The organism is Janthinobacterium sp. GW823-FHT06H09, from assembly GCF_058794735.1.
In genome coordinates, this window is sequence record NZ_JBXAHC010000022.1 from 18,624 (window position 1) to 39,206 (window position 20,583).

Consider the following 20,583-nt stretch of genomic DNA (forward strand, 5'->3'; position numbering starts at 1 on the left):
CGTGGCTCTATATTATTTGGCAGTTCTGGATCTTTTTTCAGGGCCAGATGCCGATTATAGTGCGGCCTGCTTCTTCAACCAACCGGATTCCCGCCATGACCGCTACCGCCCTGCCTCCCAGCCCCCGTACCCGCGTGCGCCGCGTCGCCGAACTGGCCAGCTACGAGCAAGCCGCCCTGTACGCCATCGTCGATGCCGCCTACCTGTGCCATATCGCCTTCCACGACGACAAGGGCAGCCATTGCATCCCGACCGCCTGCTGGCGCATCGATGGCCACCTGTACATCCATGGCTCGAACGGCAGCCGCATGCTCAAGCGTTTGCAAGAGAGCGACGTCTGCGTGACCATCACCCATCTCGACGGCCTGGTGCTGGCGCGCTCCGCCTTCAATCACACAATGAACTACCGTTCCGCGATGGTGTACGGGCAGTTTGAAAAAGTAAGCGATATCGGCCGGCAGCATGCGGCCATGGACGCGCTGATGGAAAAGCTGGTGCCGGGACGCCTGGCGCACGTACGCGGCGGCAGCGCCAAGGAATACGCGGCCACCACCGTGCTGCGCATCGCGCTCGACGAATATGCCGTCAAGCAGCGCCAGGGCGGCCCGCTCGACGACGCGGACGACATGACGCATGCCGTCTGGACGGGCGAACTGCCGTTTACACACGGCCGTGGCGCGGCCATCGCCGATGCGCTCAACACCAGCGAGATGCCCGCGTATGCCGCCGCATGGGGTACGAAATCCGCTTGACCGGCCGGCGTGCTTGACCGATGATCGGCGTTGATGGCGATCGCCACCAATTCACCAACCGATCCAATCACGCATGGAGCATATGATGATGAAGCGAGTATCCCTGGCTGCGGCCCTGACGGTCATGCTGGCCTGTGGCGGCAGCGGCGCGGCACTGGCCGCCGATGCGGGCGACGCGGCCCTGAAGGCGGCCATCGCCGGCAACGCGCGCACGCCGGCCAATGCGCTGCGCGACAGTGCCCGCCACCCGTATGAAACCCTGACGTTCTTCGGCATCAAGCCGACCATGACGGTGGTGGAACTGGCACCCGGCGGCGGCTGGTACACGGAGATCCTGGCGCCCTACCTGCGCGACAACGGCAAGCTGATCGCGGCCGGCAACGATCCGCAATCGGCCAGCGAAGGAGCACGCCGCGGCGCGGCGCGCTTCCAGCAAAAACTCGACGCCAACCCGGCCGCCTTCGGCAAGGTGGAAATCGGCGCCTTCGCACCGCCCACCACCTACCGCATCGCGCCCAAGGGCACGGCCGACATGGTGCTCACCTTCCGCAATATCCACAACTGGATACCGATCGGCGAAGCGGGCATGCAGACCCTGTTCAAGGAAGTGTATGACAGCCTGAAACCGGGTGGCGTCTTCGGCGTCGTCGAGCATCGCCTGCCGGCGCACAAGGCGCAGGACGCCACGGCCAGCAGCGGCTACATGCACGAAGCGTATGTGATCAAGCTGGCCGAAGGCGCGGGCTTCAAGCTGGCGGGCAAGTCGGACATCAACGCCAATCCGAAAGACACGGCGGACCATCAAGGCGGCGTCTGGGCGCTGCCGCCCACCTACGCCAACAAGGATGCGGACCGGGCCAAGTACACGGCCATCGGCGAGAGCGACCGCATGACCTTGAAGTTCGTCAAGCCATAGTCAATCCAACGGCGGCGTGCCAATCCGGCGCGCCGCCCGAGCGCGGATTTACCTGCCGGCTACAGGTGGATGCCGTACACGCCGCACAGGCGACGCACCAGCGCGCAGTCGTTTTCATTGCCATCGGCGAGACAGGAATCGCGGGCTTCCTCGCAGGTTTCGCGCGACGGCAGGGCATACGCCGAAGAGCTGACGGCGCCGGCAAAACCGACGGCGGCGCAAAAGACAAATACGGCTTTTTTCACATTGATCATTTTTATCCCATTCCCAAGAGTTGAGTCGTTATAAAAAACATGGCACAAGCGCCAGCCGCCCGCACGCATCGGTCTCCAGGCATAGGGCGCATGGAAATAGTAGCAGCTTGAAAAGTTAGTAAATACGCAAACCACAAATCAAGATAACGTTTATTTTTCGCCCCATTTCATGGAATAAAAACCGGCCCGCCGCCCTTGCGCCGCGCATTTGCATGGCAACGGGCGAAAAAAAACCGCGGCACAGGCTGCGGTTTTGGTATCGATCCTTTATTTCTTCGCTTCCTTCGGCTTCACCGGCACCAGGCTCAGGTCCTGGAAGTCGTAGCTGAAATCCGTCTCGGCCGACACGGGCGCCATCTTCACCCGGTCGATGCTGCCATCGGGATTGAGCGAGAACGTCACGTAGGCGTCCGCATTGAAATTGCGCTCTTTCCAGCGCACGATGAAGGTGTCGTGCTGCCAGTGTTCCAGCTCGCCCGTCAGGTCCGGCGTGCGCGTAAAACTGAGGATATGTTTTTTCCCTTCCGGCTTGATCACGACCTTGCCGTACCAGGCGTCTTCATACTCGCCGTCATACGCCGCCAGCGGCAGCGATGGCTGCGATTTCGCCGCGCGCGCGCTCGACGCCTTGCTCTGCTTTTTCACTTCTTCCGCATGCTGGTCCTGCTCCACCTTGGCCACCAGCGCCAGCCAGTCCGACGGCGCCGCCTGCAGGTAATGGTCGAGGATGCGCCATTGCAGCGCCGTCATCGAACCGCCATTTTCCGCATTGGTGAGGATGGCCACGCCCAATTTCGCTTCCGGCACCATCACCACGCGCGAATAGAATCCCTGCAGCGCGCCGCCGTGCATGGCGACCTTCATGCCCTTGTAGTCGCGCAGCTGGAAGCCCAGGCCGTACGCGCTGAAGTTCGGTTTCGTCGCGGCCAATGCCGGTTTCGGCTCGGGGATCTTGATCGGCGTTTGCGCCGTCCACATTTCGCGGCCCTGCTTTTCGCTGAACAGACGCGCTTCCTTGCCGTCCTTGTCCTGCACGCCGGCGATCTTGCCGCCATCGAGCAGCACCATCATCCACTTGGCGATGTCTTCCGCATTCGTGTTGATGCCCACGGCACCCACGGCGTTCGGCACGGGCATCGACTTGACGGCGGCGATCTTGCCGTCGATCTTGCTGTGCGCGCTGGCGACATCGGGATTGCCCGCATTCTCGGCCAGGCTGGTCGTGGTGCCCGTCATGCCCAGCGGCGCCAGGATGCGCTCATGCATGGCCTCGCCCCAGCTTTTCCCCGCCTTGTCGGCGATGATCTTGCCGGCCACGATGTACAGCAGGTTATCGTAGGCATAGCTGTTGCGAAAACTCGTGGCGGGACGGATGTAGCGCAGCTTCTCGATGATCTCGTCGGTGCTGAACGTGGTGGTGGGCCACCACAGCAAGTCGCCGGCACCCAGCCCCAGGCCGCTGCGGTGCGTCAGCAGATCGCGGATGGTCATGGCGCCCGTGACGTAGGAATCGTGCATCTGGAAGCCGGGCAGATGCTTGGTGACGGGATCGTCCCAGGCCAGCTTGCCCTCGTCGACCAGCATGGCCAGCGCGGCTGCCGTAAAACCCTTCGAGTTCGATGCCACCTCGAACACGGTCTGCGCATCGACGGCGGCCGCTTCGCCCAGCTTGCGCACGCCAAAACCCCTGGCGGTGACGACTTTGCCATCCTTGACGATGGCGATCGCCATGCCGGGCACATCGAACACTTTCAGGGCGGTGGCGACGTCGCGCTCAAGATCGAAGGCAGGCGCAGGAACCGGCGCTGCGGCAACGACGGGGGCTGCGTCAAATGCCAGCGCCGGCACGGCGATGCTGGAAAACGCCAGCACGATGGCGGCGGCGAGGCGGTTCATGGTATGCATGGTCAGGTTGTCCAAAGAAGGTTCAATGCGCTTGCGCGGCCATCAATTTATCGACGCTTTCCTGCGTCACCGGGTGGTAGCGTTCGCGCGCCTGCGCATACACGTCCTTGGCCCAGGCATGGCCTTGCGGCGTCTTCATCAAGGCGCTGTACAGGGGCACGACGAACTTCTGGCGGCCCACGCTCAGCAGGAATGCCTGCAAGGGCTGACGCACGTCGTAGCCGGCGTTCACGGAGGCCAGGTAGAAGCGGTAGGCCACTTCATTGTTGCCGCTCTTGCCCACGCCATACGCCTGATCCAGCTCACGCAATTGCGCCGCGCTGGCCTTGTTGTTGATGTCGTTCAGGAAGTGCATCGATTCGATGGCGATCCACTTGTCCATGCCCAGATCCCTGGTGGACAGCTCACCCTTGAGCCAGGCGTCGCGGTGCTGGTCGAGCAGCGCCAGGCGCGGCGAGACGACGCGCTGCGCGCTGGCCGGCACGCCCGTGCCATACAGCCATTCCTCGAGTTCCGCTTCCGGCATCACGTCCGGATGCTGTGCCAGCAGGTTCTTGCGCAAGTAGGCGATGAACTGCTCCGTCGTCACGCTCTGGAACGCATGCTGGTCGAACCAGCCGCGCAGGAAGGGGTCGAACACGGCGCGGCCGGCGCGGCGCTCCATGGTGGCCAGGAACCAGGCGCCTTTCGGGTAGATGATGCCGTCGTCCGTGTACGTTTCCGCCGGGTTGGCATCGGCGTCGCGCGTGATCAGCGCCGTTTTCGCCGCCGGCAACTCCTTGATCGACGCGGCCAGTTCTTCCTGGTCGACCTGCACGCCCATCTGCGCCACGTCGCTGCCATACAGCTGCTCGACGATGCGCGTCGTGACGTAGGTGGTGAAGCCTTCGTTGAGCCACATGTGCTTCCACGAGGCGTTGGTGACCAGGTTGCCCGACCATGAGTGGGCCAGTTCATGCGCGATCAGGTCGACCAGGCTGCGGTCGCCCGCGATCATGGTCGGCGTGAGGAAGGTCAGGCGCGGGTTTTCCATGCCGCCGTAGGGGAACGATGGCGGCAGCACGATCATGTCGTAGCGCCCCCAGCCATACGGGCCATACAGCGCTTCGGCCGCCTGGATCATCTTTTCCGTGTCGGCCAGCTCGTATTCGGCCGCCTTGATGCGCGGCGGTTCCGCATACACGGCGGAGCGTGGGCCGAGTTTGCGCACTTCCAGTTCGCCGATGGCGATCGCCAGCAGGTACGAGGGAATCGGCTGCGGCATCCTGAATTTCCAGCCGCCCTTGCCGGTCGCCTTTTCGTCGTTCTCGGCGCTCATCACGACGCGCATGCCGCTTGGCGCCTCGATGCGCGCGCTATACGTAAAGCGCACGGCCGGCGTATCCTGCGACGGCACCCACGAGCGGGCGTTGATGCTTTGCGACTGGCTGAACATGAACGGCAGCTTGCCCGACATCGTCTGCTGCGGCGTGAGCCACTGCAGGGCGATGGCGTTCGGCGCCGTGTGATAGTAGACGCGCACCTTGCCCGGCTGGCCCGTGGTGGTGATGCGCAGCGCCTGGCCCTTTTCCGGGTCGGCCTTGTCCAGCTGATACGGCGCCATCTGCCAGGCGCCGCGCTTGTCCTGTACCTGCACCTTGGCGATCGACAGATCGCGCGTGTCGAGCACCAGCGTGCGCGCCGCCGGATCGATCCAGTTCAAGGACAGCTCGGCATAGCCGGAGAGCGTCTTTTGCTTGAAGTCGGCTTTCAAGTCCAGCTGCAGGTCGCGCGTGCGCACCTGGTCGTAGCGCGCATAGCTGAGGGGATCGGCGTGCGCAGCCAGCGTTAGCTGGCAAAATAGCGCACAGCCCAGCGCGCGCAGGAAGGTCAAAGTTTGCATGGTCGTCTTTTGAATGATTTGCGAAAGCCCCGGTCCGTGTGCGCCGGGGCGTCGCGCAGAATAGCACTTCCGGCGCGGGCCGGCAGAAAAAAGCGCCGGACCGGCCGGCGCTGTTTTCCTATTTTGCTTCTGCGCTGGCTTGCGGCTTGGCCTCGGGCGCCTTCAGCGGCGTATTCAAATCCTTCATCAGGTTATGCTTGTCCCGGTCCTGCTTGAACAGCTCCAGGCGCGACGGCGTGATTTTTCGCGGCCAGCTATTGTTGCTCGTGTCGATGTCGGCCGTCTCCCAGTACGGGTCCTGCACCAGGCCCACCATCGGCTCGTCCGTGATGATCACCTTGCTGATCTTGTGCGGCGCGTAGCGCCACACTTCGGCCGGCACCCGCTCGATGATCTTCTTGCCGCTTTGCAGTTCGATTTCCAGGATCAGCGGCATCACCAGGCCGCCGAGATTCGAAAAGTCGACCAGGTACAGATGCTTGCCCATGTTGCGCTGTTCCAGCAGCTTTTTCTCCCACGGCTCCAGCGTTTCCTGCTCTTCCGCATAGCTGTTGCGGTCCTTGTTGGTGACCGTGAATTCATCGTGCCGGTTATAGAAATCCTTCAGCGCGGGATCGGCATCGACCTTCTTCGGCAGGGCCTTGTTGCGCTGGTCCGAGATCGAGATGGGCTGCGCGTCCTTCTGCGTCTTCTTCCACGCTTTCTCGACTTCCGGATTCTTCGTGCTCACGCCGTATTCGCTGATGCCGTCGATGCTGATGTCGACCGCGTCGGTGGTATAGAACCAGCCGCGCCAGAACCAGTCCAGGTCCGTGCCGGAAGCGTCTTCCATGGTGCGGAAAAAGTCGGCCGGCGTCGGGCGCTTGAACTTCCAGCGCAAGGCGTACTGCTTGAAGGCGAAGTCGAACAGCTCGCGCCCGAGGATGGTTTCGCGCAGGATATTGAGCGCGGTGGCCGGCTTGTCGTAGGCGTTCGCCGTGAACTGCAGCAGGGACTCGGAATTGGTCATGATGGGCACCTGGTTCTGGCTGCGCATGTAGTCGACGATCTTGCGCGGCTCGCCATTCCAGGACGGGAAATGCTCTTCCCACGCCTGCTCGGCCAGGTACTGCAGGAAGGAGTTGAGGCCCTCGTCCATCCACGTCCACTGGCGCTCGTCCGAATTGACGATCATGGGGAAATAATTGTGCCCCACTTCATGGATGATCACGCCGATCAGGTCATATTTGGTCGTCTTCGAATACGTGAGTTCCCCCGTCTTCTTGTCCTTCACGGGGCGCCCGCCATTGAACGCAATCATCGGATACTCCATGCCGCCCACGGCGCCATTGACGGAAATCGCGTTCGGATACGGATAGTCGAAACTGTATTTGTTGTACTGCTCGATCGCATGCACGACGGCGCGCGTGCTGTACTGCTGCCACAGCGGATTGCCCTCGTTCGGATAATACGACATGGCCATCACGCGCTTGCCGCCGCTATCCAAACCCTGCGCATCCCAGATGAACTTGCGGCTCGAGGCCCACGCCACGTCGCGCACATTGGCCGCCTTGAAGTGCCAGGTTTTCATGCCCGTCGGCTTGCCCTTTTCCGCCGCCAGCGCCTCGGCGGGCGTGATCACCAGCAGCGGCGTAGCGCTGTTTTTCGCCCGCGCCAGGCGCTCGCGCTGCGCCGCGCTCAATACAGCGCCAGGGTTTTGCAGCTCGCCCGTGGCGGCCACCACATGGTCGGCCGGCACGGTCAGGTACAGCTCGTAGTCGCCAAACTCGAGCGTGAATTCCCCAGAGCCGAGAAATTGCTTGTGCTGCCAGCCGACGGCGTCGTAATACGCGGCCATGCGGGGAAACCACTGCGCGATCTGGAAAATCGTGTTCTTGTCGTCTTCAAAATACTCGTAGCCGGAGCGCTCGACGAGCACCTTCTGGTCATTGATCTGATACGACCAGTCGATGTTGAACGTGACGCTCTGGCCGGGCGCCAGCGCCACCGGCAGATCGATGCGCAGCATGGTCTGGTTGACCACATACGGCAGCGGCTTGCCGCTGGCCGCTTTCACGGCGGTCAGCTTGAAGCCGCCGTCAAATTCGCGCCCCGCATGGATGGCGCGCAAGTCCTCGAATTTCAGCGCTTCGTCTTCGTTACCGCTCAGCCAGGCCTGGCGCGACGGTGCGCTCAATACGCGGCGCTGGTCGGCATCCTGGCACAAACCGTTCTGGTCCAGCTGCAGCCACAGATACGCGAGGCTGTCGGGCGAACGGTTGTGATAGGTGATCTGTTCGCTGGCCGTGATGGCGCGGCGCGCTTCATCAAGCGTGGCGCGGATCACGTAATCGGCGCGCTGCTGCCAGTAGGCGTGACCGGGCGCGCCGGACGCCGTGCGGTAGCTGTTCGGCGTGGGCAGCAGTTCTTCCAGCTGGCGGAACTTGTCGTCGAAGGGCGCGGCGGCGCACAGGCCGGTCAAGGGAGCAAACAAGGTCAAACACAGGGCAAGCAAGCGGACAAGGACCGGCATGGCGCATTCCATCTGGGAGTCGTGGACAGAACTGCATTCTAAGTCGAGTCTGTTTGCAATCGATCATTGTTGTGGAAGTTCCACACGCAGCACGGCGCCCGGGGCCGGCGGCACTGGCGCAGAAACAGGCATAGGCGTATGATGCGCCTCGAACATTGGGGAGTAGTCGTCCCGCGGTCCTGCCGCGGGAACCTGTATCAACATGATTGGCCCGCAGGCCATGGTGCAGGTGGTTGCAAAACTTGACGAGACCATTGATCCAGGGCGGCCGCATGGGCCGGAGTCGCCCGTGGATCATTGGTTAATTCGTCCGGCCCGCGTACCTCTTGCAATCTCATGGAAGCATTCCTCATCTCCACCGGCATCGTCGGTCTCGCTGAAATCGGCGACAAAACCCAACTGCTGGCCTTTCTGCTGGCCGCCAAATTCCGCAAGCCTTTTCCCATCGTGCTGGCCATTTTCGTCGCCACCGTCGCCAACCACGCGTTCGCCGCCGCCGTCGGCGCCTGGATCACCGGCATGCTGGGCCCGGACGTGCTGCGCTGGGTGCTGGGCGTCTCCTTTTTGGCCATGGCCGCCTGGACCCTGATCCCCGACAAGCTCGATGAAGACGAGACCAAGCTGGCCAAATACGGCGTCTTCCTGACCACCCTGATCGCCTTCTTCATGGCAGAAATGGGAGACAAGACGCAGGTGGCGACGGTGGCGCTGGCGGCGCGCTACCACGATATCGTTTCCGTCGTGCTGGGCACCACCTTCGGCATGATGCTGGCCAACGTGCCGGCCGTCTACCTGGGCGACAGGATCGCCAACCGCGTCCCGCTGCGCCTCGTGCATGGTATCGCGGCCATGGTCTTTGCCGTGCTGGGCGTGGCCACCCTGCTGGGCGCGGGCGCCGCCCTGGGATTTTGAGACAACCCTGTATAATTTCCAATTTACAATATTCATGCTCATAATTACAATATCGGCGGCATGAATACCGGCGCGCCGATCGGGAACGGTCAGCGCGCTTTCTTGAGGAATGTATGCAGTTGAATAGAAACGTGGCGGCGCTGTGCCTGGCCGCTTGCGCCAGCCAGCCTGCCGCCGCCATGGCGGCACCCTTGCGTCACCACCAGACGGCGACGCCATCCGCGCCCGAAGTGCGCACGCGCGACCTGCTGCTATTTGGCGCCGGCCTGATCCTGCTGGCTGGCCGGCGCCGTCCCGAACACGAGAAGTGGCAAAACTAGAGCAGCAGTAGCACCGCATACTCGCGGCCCTCGTCGCGCAGGGCGATGCTGTTGCCGCCCTGTGCCACGCCATCGAGCGACAACCCCGCGGGCCGCCCCTGCGCCTGCTCCACCGTGATGGCATAGCTGCTGGCGCCGAAACGGTAGTGCAGCTTGAAGCTGTCCCATTCGGCCGGCATGGACGGCGCCAGACGCAGCACGTTCGCTTCGCGCGTCAAGCCGAGCAGGGATTCGACGATCAGGCGGTACAGCCAGCCCGACGATCCCGTGTACCAGCTCCAGCCGCCGCGCCCCACGTGCGGCGCCACGGCATACACGTCGGCCGTCACCACGTACGGTTCCACCTTGTAGCGCGCCACCGCCTGCGCGTCGACGCCATGGCGCACGGGATTGATCATGCGCAGCAATTCCCACGCCTTTTCGCCGTCGCCCATGCGGGCAAACGCCATCGCCGTCCAGATGGCAGCATGCGTGTACTGGCCGCCGTTCTCGCGCACGCCCGGCACATAGCCGCGGATGTAGCCGGGATTGAGGTCGGCCTTGTCGAACGGCGGATCGAGCAGCTGGATCACGCCGGAATCCCGGCGCACGAGGCGCGCATCGACCTGGCGCATGGCCCCGGCGACCCGCTCCTTGTTGGCGGCGCCCGACAGCACGCCCCAGCTTTGCGAAATCGAATCGATCTGGCATTCCTCGTTCGTGTGCGAACCCAATGGCGTGCCGTCGTCGAAATACGCGCGCCGGTACCACTCGCCATCCCAAGCATGTTCCTCGACGTTGGCCGCCAGTTTCACGGCTTCGTCGCGGCAGAACTGGGCGAATGCGGCGTCGCCGCGCAGCATGGCCACCTCGGCGAAACGCTGCAGCACTTCGTACAGGAAGAAGGCCAGCCAGACGCTCTCGCCCTTGCCATGTTCGCCCACCTTATCCATGCCGTCGTTCCAGTCGCAGGAACCGATCAGCGGCAAGCCGTGCACGCCCATGCGCAAGCCGTGGCGGATGGCGCGCACGCAGTGCTCGTACAGGTCGGCCGACTCGCCCGAACGCATGGGCAAGTCATAGTAGGAATCCTCTTCCGGCTTGACGGCCCGCCCCTCGATGAAGGGCACCACTTCCGACAGCACGTTGACGTCGCCCGTGGCGATCACATAGCGGCAGGCGGCCAGCGGCAACCACAGGTAATCGTCGGAGCAGTGCGTGCGCACGCCCCGGTCCGACGGCGGATGCCACCAATGCTGCACGTCGCCTTCGACAAACTGGTGCGCCGCACACAGCAGCAAGTGCTTGCGCAGCAATTGCGGCGCCGTGTGGATCATCGCCATCGCGTCCTGCAGCTGGTCGCGGAAACCGTAGGCGCCGCCCGACTGGTAATAGCCGCTGCGCGCCCACAAACGGCAGGCGATGGTCTGGTACATCAGCCAGCCATTGGCAATCACGTCGAGCGACGGCTCGGGCGTTTCGATGCGCACCGCGCCCAGAGTGGTGTCCCAGTGCGCGCGTACCGCGTCGAGCGCCATGCGGGCCGCTTCCTTGCCCGCATGGCGCTGCACCATGGTGCTGGCGTCGGCATTGCGGCGCCCGCCCACGCCGAGCAGGAAGACGATTTCGCGCTCCTGTCCCGGCTGCAGTTCGAACGGTACCTGGATGGCGGCACACTGGTCCAGCCCCGTGCCCGCCTTGCCGGACAGGCGCACGCGGCGCAGCGCCGCCGGCTGGGCCAGGCTGCCGTTGCGGCCGATGAATTCATTACGGTCGCAGGTGATGGAGCGGATGCTGGCGTCCGTATTGAAAAAGCCGACGCGGCCGGAAAACTCCGTGTTGTAGTTATTGCGCGCAAACAGCGCGCCGCTGATCGTATCGACTTCGGTGGCCACATGCATGCCGGACTTGGCACGCAGGTCGGCCATCACCCATTCCACGTAGCCGGTGACGGACAAACGGCGCGGCACGCCGCTGTCGTTGCGCACCTTGATGACCGAGTATTTGACGGCCGCATCGAGCGCCACATAGGTGCACAGCTCGGTGGCGATACCACCCTCGCTGTGCTCAAAAATGCTGTAGCCGAAACCGTGGCGCGTCACGTAGTCGCCGCTGCCGCGCGCGGGCAGGGACGAGGGCGACCAAAACTGGCCGGTCTGCTCGTCGCGCACATAAAACGCCTCACCCGACAGGTCCGACACGGGGTCGTTCTGCCATGGCGTGAGGCGGAATTCATGCGCGTTCTCGCTCCACGTGTACGCCTGGCCGGCTTCGGACACCACCGTGCCGAACTGCGCATTGGCCAGCACGTTCGACCACGGCGCCGGCGTCTGCTTGCCTTCTGCCGTGGTGATCACGTATTCGCGCCCATCGGGCGTGAAACCGCCGAGGCCATTTTCCAGGATCAGCTCGCGCTGCGGCGCCCGGTGCGGCACGCCGCCATGCTCGCGCGCAGGGTCCTGCAGCAGCGGCGGCATGCGCAGCACGGGGCTCGGCGGACGCTTGACCTGCTCGGCCAGGGTGCCGCGCAAATCGCTGATGATGGCGCGCGCCACCGATTGCAGCAAGATGCGGTCTTCGTTGGCGATCTGCTCGGCCAGGCGCACGAAGATGCCGCCCGGGCGGTCGATCGCCTGCGCATCGATGCCCGAGGCGATCAAGCCCATGATCTGGTCGTGCAGCAGCTGGCGGTAGCCCGACTGCTCTTCGTACCAGATCACCAGGTCGACGATCAATCCTTTCAGGCGCCAATAGGCATGCGCCTGCACCATCTGGCGCGCCAGTTCGATATTGGCCGCGTCGCGTATCTGCAGCAGCACGATGGGCAGGTCGCCGGAAATCGCATACGCCCACAGGCCGGACTGGCCGCGCTGGTTCTTGATCAGGATGCTCGCTTCGGCGCGCAAGGCCGCATTCGGGTAGATCACGGCGTTGGCCAGGCGCGCATACAGCTGCGCGTCCGCTTCGCTGGCGTTCAACTGGCGCAGCACCACCTGGCTGTGCGTCCAGGCCAGTTCGAAGACGCGGTCGGCCAGATGGCGGTCCTGGTATTTGTCGATCAGGTGCAGCGCCGCCTCGCGCTGCTCCACCATGCCGGTGACGCTGTCGACGGTGACGGCCTGGTCGGGTTCGAGCGTGATGACGTAGCGGATGGCCACGATGGGGTCGAGCACGGAACCGTGGCCGCCGCTGAGCGGCCCGTCGTCCTGCAGCGCCTGCGGCAGCTGCGCCGTGTTGCCGCGGCCGATGAAGCGCGCGCGGTCCGTCTCGAATGATACTTCGTAGCGCTCGATATCGTGCACCGTCATCACATGCAGCAGCCACGGCATCTGCTCGTCTTTCGAGCGGGGCCGGCGCGTGCATAAAATCGCCTTTTCATGCGCGAGGATTTCCGTCTGCACGAACAGCTTGCTGAATGCGGGATGGGCTGCATCGGCCGCCGCCGGCGCCATCACCACTTCGGCAAAGCTGGTGATCTCGATGCGCCGCTGGCGGTTCGAATTATTGCTGATCCGCGTGCGGCGGATTTCGATGTCGTCCTCGGGCGAGACGACGATTTCCGTGTACAGGTCGAGGCCATGGTCGGCACGGCGGAACTCGGCCCGCCCTTCCGAAAAAATCACTTCGTATTTCTTCGGTTCGGCCAGGGTCGGCTGGTACATGGTGGACCAGACTTCACCGTCGTCGAGGTCGCGCAGGTAGCAGAAATTGCCCCAGTTGTCGCGCGTGCTGTCTTCGCGCCAGCGCGTCACGGACAGGTCTTTCCAGCGGCTGTAGCTGCCGCCCGCATTGCTCACCATGACGTGGTAGCGGCCATTTGACAGCAGCTGCGTTTCCGGCACGGCGCTGTTGGCCTGCGTGAGGATGCGCATCGGCATGGCCTGCTCGGGCGCACCGCTGCGCAGCACCGCCAGTTCGGCCGTGTTCGAGTAAAACGCGCCGGCCTGCGGCGTGCGTTCCTGCAGCACCAGCAAAGCCGATTGCAGCAGCGGATCGGACTCGAAACGGCGCTGCATCGGGCGGTCGTGCAGCAGGTAGCTGAGGGCCAAAAAGCCCATGCCCTGGTGGTGCACCATGAAGGAGCGGATGATGGCGCTGCCCTGCCCGCGCGGCAGGCGCGCGGTGGTGAAATCGATCGCTTCAAAAAAGCCGTAGCGACCCATGTAGCCGGCCGCCTGCATGCGCTGCAGGTTCTGGCACGACGCTTCCGGCTGCACCATCAGGCCCATCATGCTGGCGTACGGCGCCACCACCAGGTCGTCGGCCAGGCCACGCTTGAGGCCCAGGCCGGGCACGCCAAAGGCGCGGTACTGGTAATTCAGGCTGGCGTCGACCGTGTTGTAGCCGGACTCGGAAATCCCCCACGGCACGTCGCGCTGGCGCCCGTAATCGATCTGCGCCTCGATGACGGAATGGTAGGTCTGGTCCAGCAGGGTGTTCGGGTAGTTCGGCATCACCAGCAGCGGCATCAGGTACTCGAACATCGAGCCGCTCCACGACAGCAGCACGGGCTGGCCGGCCACCATGCACAACTGGCGGCCCAGGGCGAACCAGTGCTCCTGCGGCAGCTGCCCCTGGGCGATGGCGATGAAGCTTGCCAGACGCACTTCGGAAGCCAATAAATCGTAATAGCTGGGGTCCAGGCGCCGTTCGCTGACGTTATAGCCGATGGCCAGCAGCTTGGTCGACGGGTTGTACAGGAAACCGTATTCGATCTGCGCGAAGTCGCGCGCCTGGCCCGCCGCGTGGGCGATGTCGCGCATGTGGCGGCCCGCCTGTTCGCGGCCTTGCGCCAGCAGGGCGGCCAGCTCGGATGGCGTGCCTTCGGACACCTCCAGGTTGGCCAGTTCGCGCAGGGTCGGCATGCGCAGCCAAGCAGGATCGACACCCGCCTGCGCCGCCCACGGCGCCAGTTGCAGCAATTCGGCCAGCGCCGCGCGGCACTGGCGCGCCAGCGCGCCAGTCCACATGGACAGCTCGCCATCCTCGCTGTGCAGGGTCAGCGACAGCAGTGCATCGGCCGCGCCGTTCGCGGCGGCGAGATAAGCATGCCATTCGGCCAGGGTGGCGGGCGCGGCCTGCGCCTGCAACAGACTCATGCTCTCGCGCATGGCCTTGCCCTCGCCTTCGGCGGCGATGAATTCCTGCAGCACCTGCGCCGTCGTGCGGATGCCCTGCACCACTTGCGCGCCGATGATGGGAGCGTCGTACAGTTCCACCAGTCCCGGCTGCAAGGTCAGCAGATGGCCGGCCAGGTTGCCGCTGTCGACCGTCGAGATGTACATCGGCTGCAGCGCCTTGAGCGTTTGCGTGTCGTACCAGTTATAGAAATGGCCCTGGAAGCGTTCCAGCTCGCCCATGCTGTGCAGGGTAGCGCGGCTGCGCTCGATCAACTGGCCGAGGGTGATGTAGCCGAAATCGTAGGCCGTCAGGTTGGCCAGCAGCGCCAGGCCGATATTCGTCGGCGAAGTGCGGTGCGCCACCACGAGGTTCGGGTGTTCCTGCATGTTATCGGGCGGCAGCCAGTGGTCGTCCGGCCCGACGAAGGTATCGAAATACGCCCAGGTCTTGCGCGCCACGCCATGCAGGAAACGCCCCTGCTCGGCCGACAGGCGCGCCACGGCCCGCTCGATGGGGCGACTGATCCACCAGGCGATGGCGGGCGCGGCCAGCCACAGCAGCAGTACCACGGCGGCGGCCGGCAAGGCGGCCGGGCGCCAGTAGAGCAAGGCGCCGAAGGTGGCCAGCGCCAGCGCGGGCGAGCACCACATGGCGCGCCAGCTGTCGGCTTGACTGCCGGAAGAGCTGTGCAGGTTCGAGGCGCGCCAATCGAGCAAATGCTTGTGCGACACGCCCAGGCGCCACAGGGTGCGCGCGATGGCGTCCAGGCTGATCCACGCTTCATACGGCAGGAAGACGAGGGTCAGCATGGCGTGCGAAAACTGCACGCCGCAGCGCCGTTCGAACGCGGCCAGATGCTGGCGCCACAGGGTGTCGCGCGGTTTGCGCAGCAGATCGTACAGGGCCGAAAACACGGGCGGCAGGAAGATGATGGCCAGCACGGCCGCGCTCCAGAAGGCCACGTGCGGCAGGAAACCCCACACCAGCAACAGGGACACGGTGGTGGCCGGCGCCACGACGCTGCGACGCAGGTTGTCGAACAGCTTCCAGCGCGACAGCATCGACAAAGGATTGCGTTCGCGCTTGCCGGCGCGGCCCGGCACCCGCCCCAGCAGCCAGCCGATCAGCTGCCAGTCGCCGCGGATCCAGCGCTGGCGGCGGCTGACGTCGGCGTCGTAGCGGGCCGGATATTCTTCATACAGCTGCGAGTCGCTGAGCAGGCCGGCGCGCAAATAACAGCCTTCCAGCAAATCGTGGCTGAGGATTTTATTGTCGGGCAGGCGCTGGCCCAGCACGCGCTCGAACATGTCGAGGTCATAGATGCCTTTGCCGATGAACGAGCCTTCATAAAACACGTCCTGGTACAGGTCGGACACGGTGCGCGTGTACGGGTCGATGCCCGGTTCGCCGCCGCACAGCAGCTCGTAGCGCGACGCGTTCGCGCTGGGCAGGGCCACGGCCACGCGCGGCTGCAGGATGCCGTAGCCGGCCACCACGCGCGTGCCGGCCGCGTCGAGCACGGGACGGTTCAGCGGGTGCATCATGGTGGCGATGAATTCGCGCGCCGCGTCGCGCGGCAGCTGAGTATCGGTGTCGAGCGTGATCACGTATTTGATGGTGCGCAGGCCGCGCAACTCGCCTTCCACCAGCGAGAATTTGTCGCGCGCGCTGCCGCGCAAAAACGCGTGCAGGTCGGACAATTTGCCGCGCTTGCGCTCTTGCCCCATCCACGCGTTTTGCTGCGAATTCCACAGGCGCGGACGATGCAGCAGCAGGAACGGCCCCGCATGGCCCAGCTCTTCCGGATCGGCCGGGTCGCCGTTGTCTTTGAACTCGGCTCCCTCCACGCGGTATTTCTCGTTCAGGCCACGGATGGTCTCCTGCGCCTGGTTCAGCAGGGCTTCGTCGCCGGGCAGGGTTTGCGCCTGCGCGTCGACAAAATCCGTCAGCAGGCAGAAACGCAGGTTCGGGTCGCGGTTGGCGAGATAACGCACTTCCAGCGCCTCGCACAGGGCCGCCACGTTTTCCGCGCTGTAGATCAAGGTCGGCACCACGACGATGCCGCGCGCATCGGACGGAATGCCGGACCGGTAATCCATGCGCGGCAGCGGATGCGGCGACGTCATCAGGGTTGCCAGCCAGTTCACCACGGCCACGGCCAGCTGGCTGCTGCCCAGCAGCGCCAGCGCGCCCAGCGCCGCCAGGGGCCAGCCCTGCACGCCATGGCGCACGGCGCGCTCGAGCAGCAAGGCGCTCGTCGCCAGGGTCAGGAACGCAATGGCGCCCAGATAGCTGGCCAGCGGCGCGGCGCGCGCCGTATGCTGCAGCGCCTCGATGAACGGCAGCCTGGCGCCAGCCTGCTTTTCCAGCACCAGCACGCCGCGCCCCACCAGGTAAAAGCCGATATGGCCGCGGCGCGCGTCATTGCCGTTGCCGTGCGTGTGCGCCAGCTGCACCGCCATCTCGGCCACTTCCACTTCGCTGCGCGCGCTGCGCTTGGCGATGCGTTCGATGGCGTGGCGGTAGCTGTCGCGCGTGGCGAAATCCATCAAGCCATACGTGCCGGCCGGGTCCAGGCGCAGGGTTTGCTCGACCACGCTCATGGTCTCGACGAATTCCTGCCAATCCATGGTGCCGAGAAAACGCAGGCTACCGATGCTGTTGGCGATCGAGACCTGGTCGGCCGCCTGCTGCCCGATCTCGGACTGGATCTGCTGCTCGATGGTGAGGCCCGACTCGGCCAGCTTGTGCGTCAGCCACGACAGCGCCAGGGTCAGCGAGGAACTCTGTCCCTGCAGACGGCGCGACAATTCGGCCACGAAGGCGCTGGTCATCGGCGGATTCGAACGGGCCATGTCCGCCACGAGCAGGATCAAGCCGCTGGGATTGCGCTCGGCGATCTCCGTCATCTGGTCGGCCCAGGTGTTGGCCAGGTCGCGCTGCATGCGGTCGTCGGCCACGCGCGCGGCAACGCGGCGCAGGTTTTCGATCAGCGCCAGACGCAGCATGATGGGCACGGCCCACAGTTCACCCAGGGTCAAGGTGGCCACGTCCTGATATGCCTCGACGAAGTGGCAGAGGTTTTCCAGGTCGACCCTGCCATCGCCGTGCGAGATGATTTCCAGCGCGATTTTATACACGCGCGGGCAGCCCGCATCCACGCCTGAACTCAGCCGTGGCAACTCCTTGCTGTAATTCTTCGGCAAGTGGCGCCGCGTGGTGCGGATCTGCTCTTCGATCAGATAAAAATTATCGAGCAGCCACTCCGAGGCGGGCGTGACCTGGCGCCCGCTTTTGACAGTCGCCGTCAGCTCATTGACGGTGGCCGTGATGAGGGCCGCATTGTCGGCCAGGCGCGCCAACAGGCGGTCGCGGCCATGATGCCTGCCCACCGCATGGCCGGCGGCCACGTGCTTGCCGTGGGCGGCCATCTGCATGGCGCTGAATAACTCGGAACGCAGGGGCAAGGCATCGTCGCGCGCGGCGTCGAAGGTGTCCGGTGCAAGGGAATGGTCGCGGAAGATTTCTTTGACTTTGGAAACCTGTTCCTTGATCTGCTGCGTGACAACTGCTGTGTACTCTTTCAACTTTAGCCTCGCTAGGTGCGCGCAGGCAGCCAGCGGCCACCGTCATGCGGGCCCAGTCTGGAAGAACACGATCGGACACTGGCGAAGACGGAAAGCGAAGCGCCGGAGCGTTGCGACGAATCTCAGGGTATAGGGAGATTTTCTGAACTTCATCGTAGGAGGGCGACGCAGGCAAGACCGTGCGCTAGCGTACATACTCCGTGTTTTAGGGACGTTTCAGCAAAGAAATCAGCGTGTTGAATGGCAGAAAAATGCCGGTGGGAAATGAACGGGAAAAAAGGCGCGACGCGCACCGTGCCGATGATGGCACGGTGCAATATTTCATGAAAGAAAGTTCAAGCAGTTCAGGCCGCAATCGCCAGCGGATGGCGCGTCGCCTCCGCCATTGCCATGCCGCCGTTGAGTTGCCATGCCGCGCCGTGACCGAGGCGGCGCAGGCAGGCGGCGGCCCGTGCGCTGCGGTTGCCGCTGCGGCAGAAAAACACCAGCGGGCGCTGCGGCTGCTGCAGCCAGGCCGCCACCTGCCCCGCCAAGCGGCTCAGCGGTACGCTGCGCACTTCGCAGCCCTCGAACACGGTGCCGGCGCACGCCGCGTGTTCATACGCTTCGCGCACGTCGATCAGGATGGCGTCGGGATGCTGGCGCAGGAAGGCGGGCAAGGTGGCCGCGTCGAGCTGCAGTTCGGCGGCCGGCACGCTACCGTTCTGCACCATGCGCACGGTGACGCAGATGCTGCCGTCGTCGCCGGACGCGCACAGCACCGTGTCTTGCGTCAGCAGCGCCGCATCCAGCAAGGGGGTCAGCGCCTCGGGCGCCAGGGAGCCGATGAAGGCGAAGCGCTGCTCCAGCAGGTACACATGGGTTTCGCCGCACTCGATGCGGCGCAGCCGCTGCCGGCCCAGCGCCAGCTCGCCATCGATATCGACGCGGCCCACCTGCTCGATAGCGAGTTCCTGCAGCAGCGCCAGACGCGCGGCGCCATGGTCCGCTGGCGCCGTCGTATGCACGATGGCGCGCAAGGCCAGGTGCTGGCAGCGGATGAAAGCGGCCAGACGCGGCACGAGCGCGGCGGCGGGATCGATGACGACGCAACTGGCGCTGGCGGCGTCGCTGAGCAGCCAGGTGCACTGGCCGTCGACGCTCAGCTGGATTATGCCGTCCTGCGGCGATGGCGCCAGCGCCGACGGCAGCAGACAGCTGCTGCGCAGCGCTTCGCCGCAGCGCTCGATGCGCGCGCAGGCGGAAGCGACCGTCGCCGCATCGATCAGGGGACCAAACGACAGCCGGATGGCGGAACTGGCGCGCCATTGCGGCACGTGCATCGCTTCCAGCACATAACTGGGCAGCGCCTTGGCGGCGGAACAGGCGCTGCCAGAGCTGACGCGCACGCGCGCCGCGTCGAACAGGTCCAGCAGCTCTTTCGAGGACAGGCCCGGCACGGAAAAATTAAGCGTCGTCGGCAAGGACAGATCGAACGGCATATTGAACACGATGCCAGGGAAAGCGTGTTCCAGGCTGGCCACCAGCTGCTCGCGGAACGCGGCCAGGTCGGCGTGGCTGCGGAAGGTCTTGCCATCGTCCAGCGCGGCGAGCACGGCGCCCAGCGCGGCGATGCCGGCCATGTTTTCCGTGCCAGAACGCAGGCCCGCTTCCTGGCCGCCGCCCATCATCAAGGGCGTAAACGGGGCACCGGCGCGCACGTACAGCATGCCGATGCCCTTGGGCGCATACAGCTTGTGGCCGGAAAACGGCGCGTAGTCGATGCGCGTGGCGGCCAGGTTCAGTTTCAGCTTGCCCAGCGCCTGCACGCAATCGACCATCCAGTAAGCGTCGGCACCGCGTTCCTGCAGCAGCTGGGCGATGGCGGACAAATCGCTGACGACACCGGTTTCATTATTCGCCGCCATCGTGCACAGCATGGCCGCCTCGCCGATCAGCGCATCGAGCGCCTGCAGGTCGTGGCGCCCCTGCGCATCGACGGGCAGCTTGCGCACTTCCAGGTTCAGGCCCAGTAAACGGTTCCAGTGCGCCAGGCTTTCCGGCACGGCCTTGTGCTCGGTCGCGCCATACAGCAGCAGGCTGCCGATGCGCTTGCCCGCGTCGCGCCGTTCGCGCAGCGCACACAGGGCCGACAGCACGGCCGTCTGGATGCCCTCGGTGGCGCCGCTGTTGAACATCAATCGGCCATCGCCCACGCCCAGCAAGCCGCTGGCGCGCTGGCGCACGCCATCCATCATGGCCTTGGCCTGCAAACCCGTCGCATGTGTGCTGCTGGGGTTGCCATAGCCCTGCTCCATCGCTTGCCGGGCGGCGGCAACGGCGGCGGGCAGCACGCAAGTGGTGGCATTGCTGTCGAGGTAAATTTCTTTCATGATGGCAGTCCGAATATTCTTTAAAAAGGGCGCAGTTAAAAAGGCGCAGCGCAGGCGGCTGGGCCATCTCG

At 64.6% G+C, this 20,583-nt stretch carries 10 protein-coding genes and 1 riboswitch; of the genes, 4 read left to right on the forward strand and 6 right to left on the reverse strand.

From position 1 onward, the window contains the following. The first annotated feature begins 95 nt into the window (after positions 1 to 95). Entirely contained in the window at positions 96 to 752 is a 657-nt protein-coding gene (locus tag AC1Q6X_RS25850; RefSeq protein WP_492498825.1) for a pyridoxamine 5'-phosphate oxidase family protein, read from the forward strand. A gap of 88 nt (positions 753 to 840) precedes the next feature. After that, complete coding sequence (locus tag AC1Q6X_RS25855; protein WP_492498826.1) at positions 841 to 1,668, forward strand: class I SAM-dependent methyltransferase; 828 nt, start codon at positions 841 to 843, stop codon at positions 1,666 to 1,668. Positions 1,669 to 1,727: 59 nt separating this feature from the next. On the opposite strand, the gene AC1Q6X_RS25860 is transcribed toward AC1Q6X_RS25855, so the two are convergent. The 4 genes from AC1Q6X_RS25860 to AC1Q6X_RS25875 all read right to left on the reverse strand — a co-directional run bounded on the left by AC1Q6X_RS25860 (position 1,728) and on the right by AC1Q6X_RS25875 (position 8,221). Further along, positions 1,728 to 1,922 (reverse strand): hypothetical protein, encoded by a 195-nt coding sequence (locus AC1Q6X_RS25860; RefSeq protein WP_070310041.1) that lies wholly within the window; start codon positions 1,920 to 1,922, stop codon positions 1,728 to 1,730. 267 nt (positions 1,923 to 2,189) lie between these two features. Then, positions 2,190 to 3,827, reverse strand: coding sequence for a serine hydrolase (locus AC1Q6X_RS25865; protein ID WP_492498827.1), 1,638 nt, complete (start codon positions 3,825 to 3,827; stop codon positions 2,190 to 2,192). A 22-nt stretch (positions 3,828 to 3,849) separates the two neighbouring features. After that, a complete protein-coding gene (locus AC1Q6X_RS25870; RefSeq protein WP_230506750.1) occupies positions 3,850 to 5,709 on the reverse strand; it encodes a M1 family metallopeptidase in 1,860 nt (619 codons plus the stop codon). Positions 5,710 to 5,827: 118 nt separating this feature from the next. Further along, a complete protein-coding gene (locus AC1Q6X_RS25875; RefSeq protein WP_492498828.1) occupies positions 5,828 to 8,221 on the reverse strand; it encodes a M1 family aminopeptidase in 2,394 nt (797 codons plus the stop codon). Positions 8,222 to 8,366: 145 nt separating this feature from the next. Continuing rightward, positions 8,367 to 8,536: riboswitch (yybP-ykoY riboswitch) on the forward strand. 21 nt (positions 8,537 to 8,557) lie between these two features. Between AC1Q6X_RS25875 and AC1Q6X_RS25880 the strand changes: the two genes are divergently transcribed. Further along, positions 8,558 to 9,133 carry a TMEM165/GDT1 family protein gene (locus AC1Q6X_RS25880; protein WP_492498829.1) on the forward strand — a complete coding sequence of 192 codons (576 nt, stop codon included), beginning with the start codon at positions 8,558 to 8,560 and terminating at the stop codon, positions 9,131 to 9,133. Positions 9,134 to 9,246: 113 nt separating this feature from the next. Further along, complete coding sequence (locus tag AC1Q6X_RS25885) at positions 9,247 to 9,453, forward strand: hypothetical protein (protein WP_070223414.1); 207 nt, start codon at positions 9,247 to 9,249, stop codon at positions 9,451 to 9,453. On the opposite strand, the gene AC1Q6X_RS25890 is transcribed toward AC1Q6X_RS25885, so the two are convergent. Both AC1Q6X_RS25890 and AC1Q6X_RS25895 read right to left on the reverse strand, forming a co-directional pair. Continuing rightward, complete coding sequence (locus tag AC1Q6X_RS25890) at positions 9,450 to 18,077, reverse strand: glycoside hydrolase family 94 protein (protein WP_492498839.1); 8,628 nt, start codon at positions 18,075 to 18,077, stop codon at positions 9,450 to 9,452. The two genes, AC1Q6X_RS25885 and AC1Q6X_RS25890, sit on opposite strands and share 4 nt — an antisense overlap. A 407-nt stretch (positions 18,078 to 18,484) precedes the next feature. Beyond that, positions 18,485 to 20,512 (reverse strand): aminotransferase class V-fold PLP-dependent enzyme, encoded by a 2,028-nt coding sequence (locus tag AC1Q6X_RS25895; protein ID WP_492498830.1) that lies wholly within the window; start codon positions 20,510 to 20,512, stop codon positions 18,485 to 18,487. Positions 20,513 to 20,583 lie beyond the last annotated feature (71 nt).

Bases quoted from the DNA above. Each gene is read 5' to 3' on its own strand.
- AC1Q6X_RS25850 (WP_492498825.1), top strand. From the start codon at position 96: ATGACCGCTACCGCCCTGCCTCCCAGCCCCCGTACCCGCGTGCGCCGC.
- AC1Q6X_RS25855 (WP_492498826.1), top strand. From the start codon at position 841: ATGAAGCGAGTATCCCTGGCTGCGGCCCTGACGGTCATGCTGGCCTGT.
- AC1Q6X_RS25860 (WP_070310041.1), bottom strand. From the start codon at position 1,922: ATGATCAATGTGAAAAAAGCCGTATTTGTCTTTTGCGCCGCCGTCGGT.
- AC1Q6X_RS25865 (WP_492498827.1), bottom strand. From the start codon at position 3,827: ATGCATACCATGAACCGCCTCGCCGCCGCCATCGTGCTGGCGTTTTCC.
- AC1Q6X_RS25870 (WP_230506750.1), bottom strand. From the start codon at position 5,709: ATGCAAACTTTGACCTTCCTGCGCGCGCTGGGCTGTGCGCTATTTTGC.
- AC1Q6X_RS25875 (WP_492498828.1), bottom strand. From the start codon at position 8,221: ATGCCGGTCCTTGTCCGCTTGCTTGCCCTGTGTTTGACCTTGTTTGCT.
- AC1Q6X_RS25880 (WP_492498829.1), top strand. From the start codon at position 8,558: ATGGAAGCATTCCTCATCTCCACCGGCATCGTCGGTCTCGCTGAAATC.
- AC1Q6X_RS25885 (WP_070223414.1), top strand. From the start codon at position 9,247: ATGCAGTTGAATAGAAACGTGGCGGCGCTGTGCCTGGCCGCTTGCGCC.
- AC1Q6X_RS25895 (WP_492498830.1), bottom strand. From the start codon at position 20,512: ATGAAAGAAATTTACCTCGACAGCAATGCCACCACTTGCGTGCTGCCC.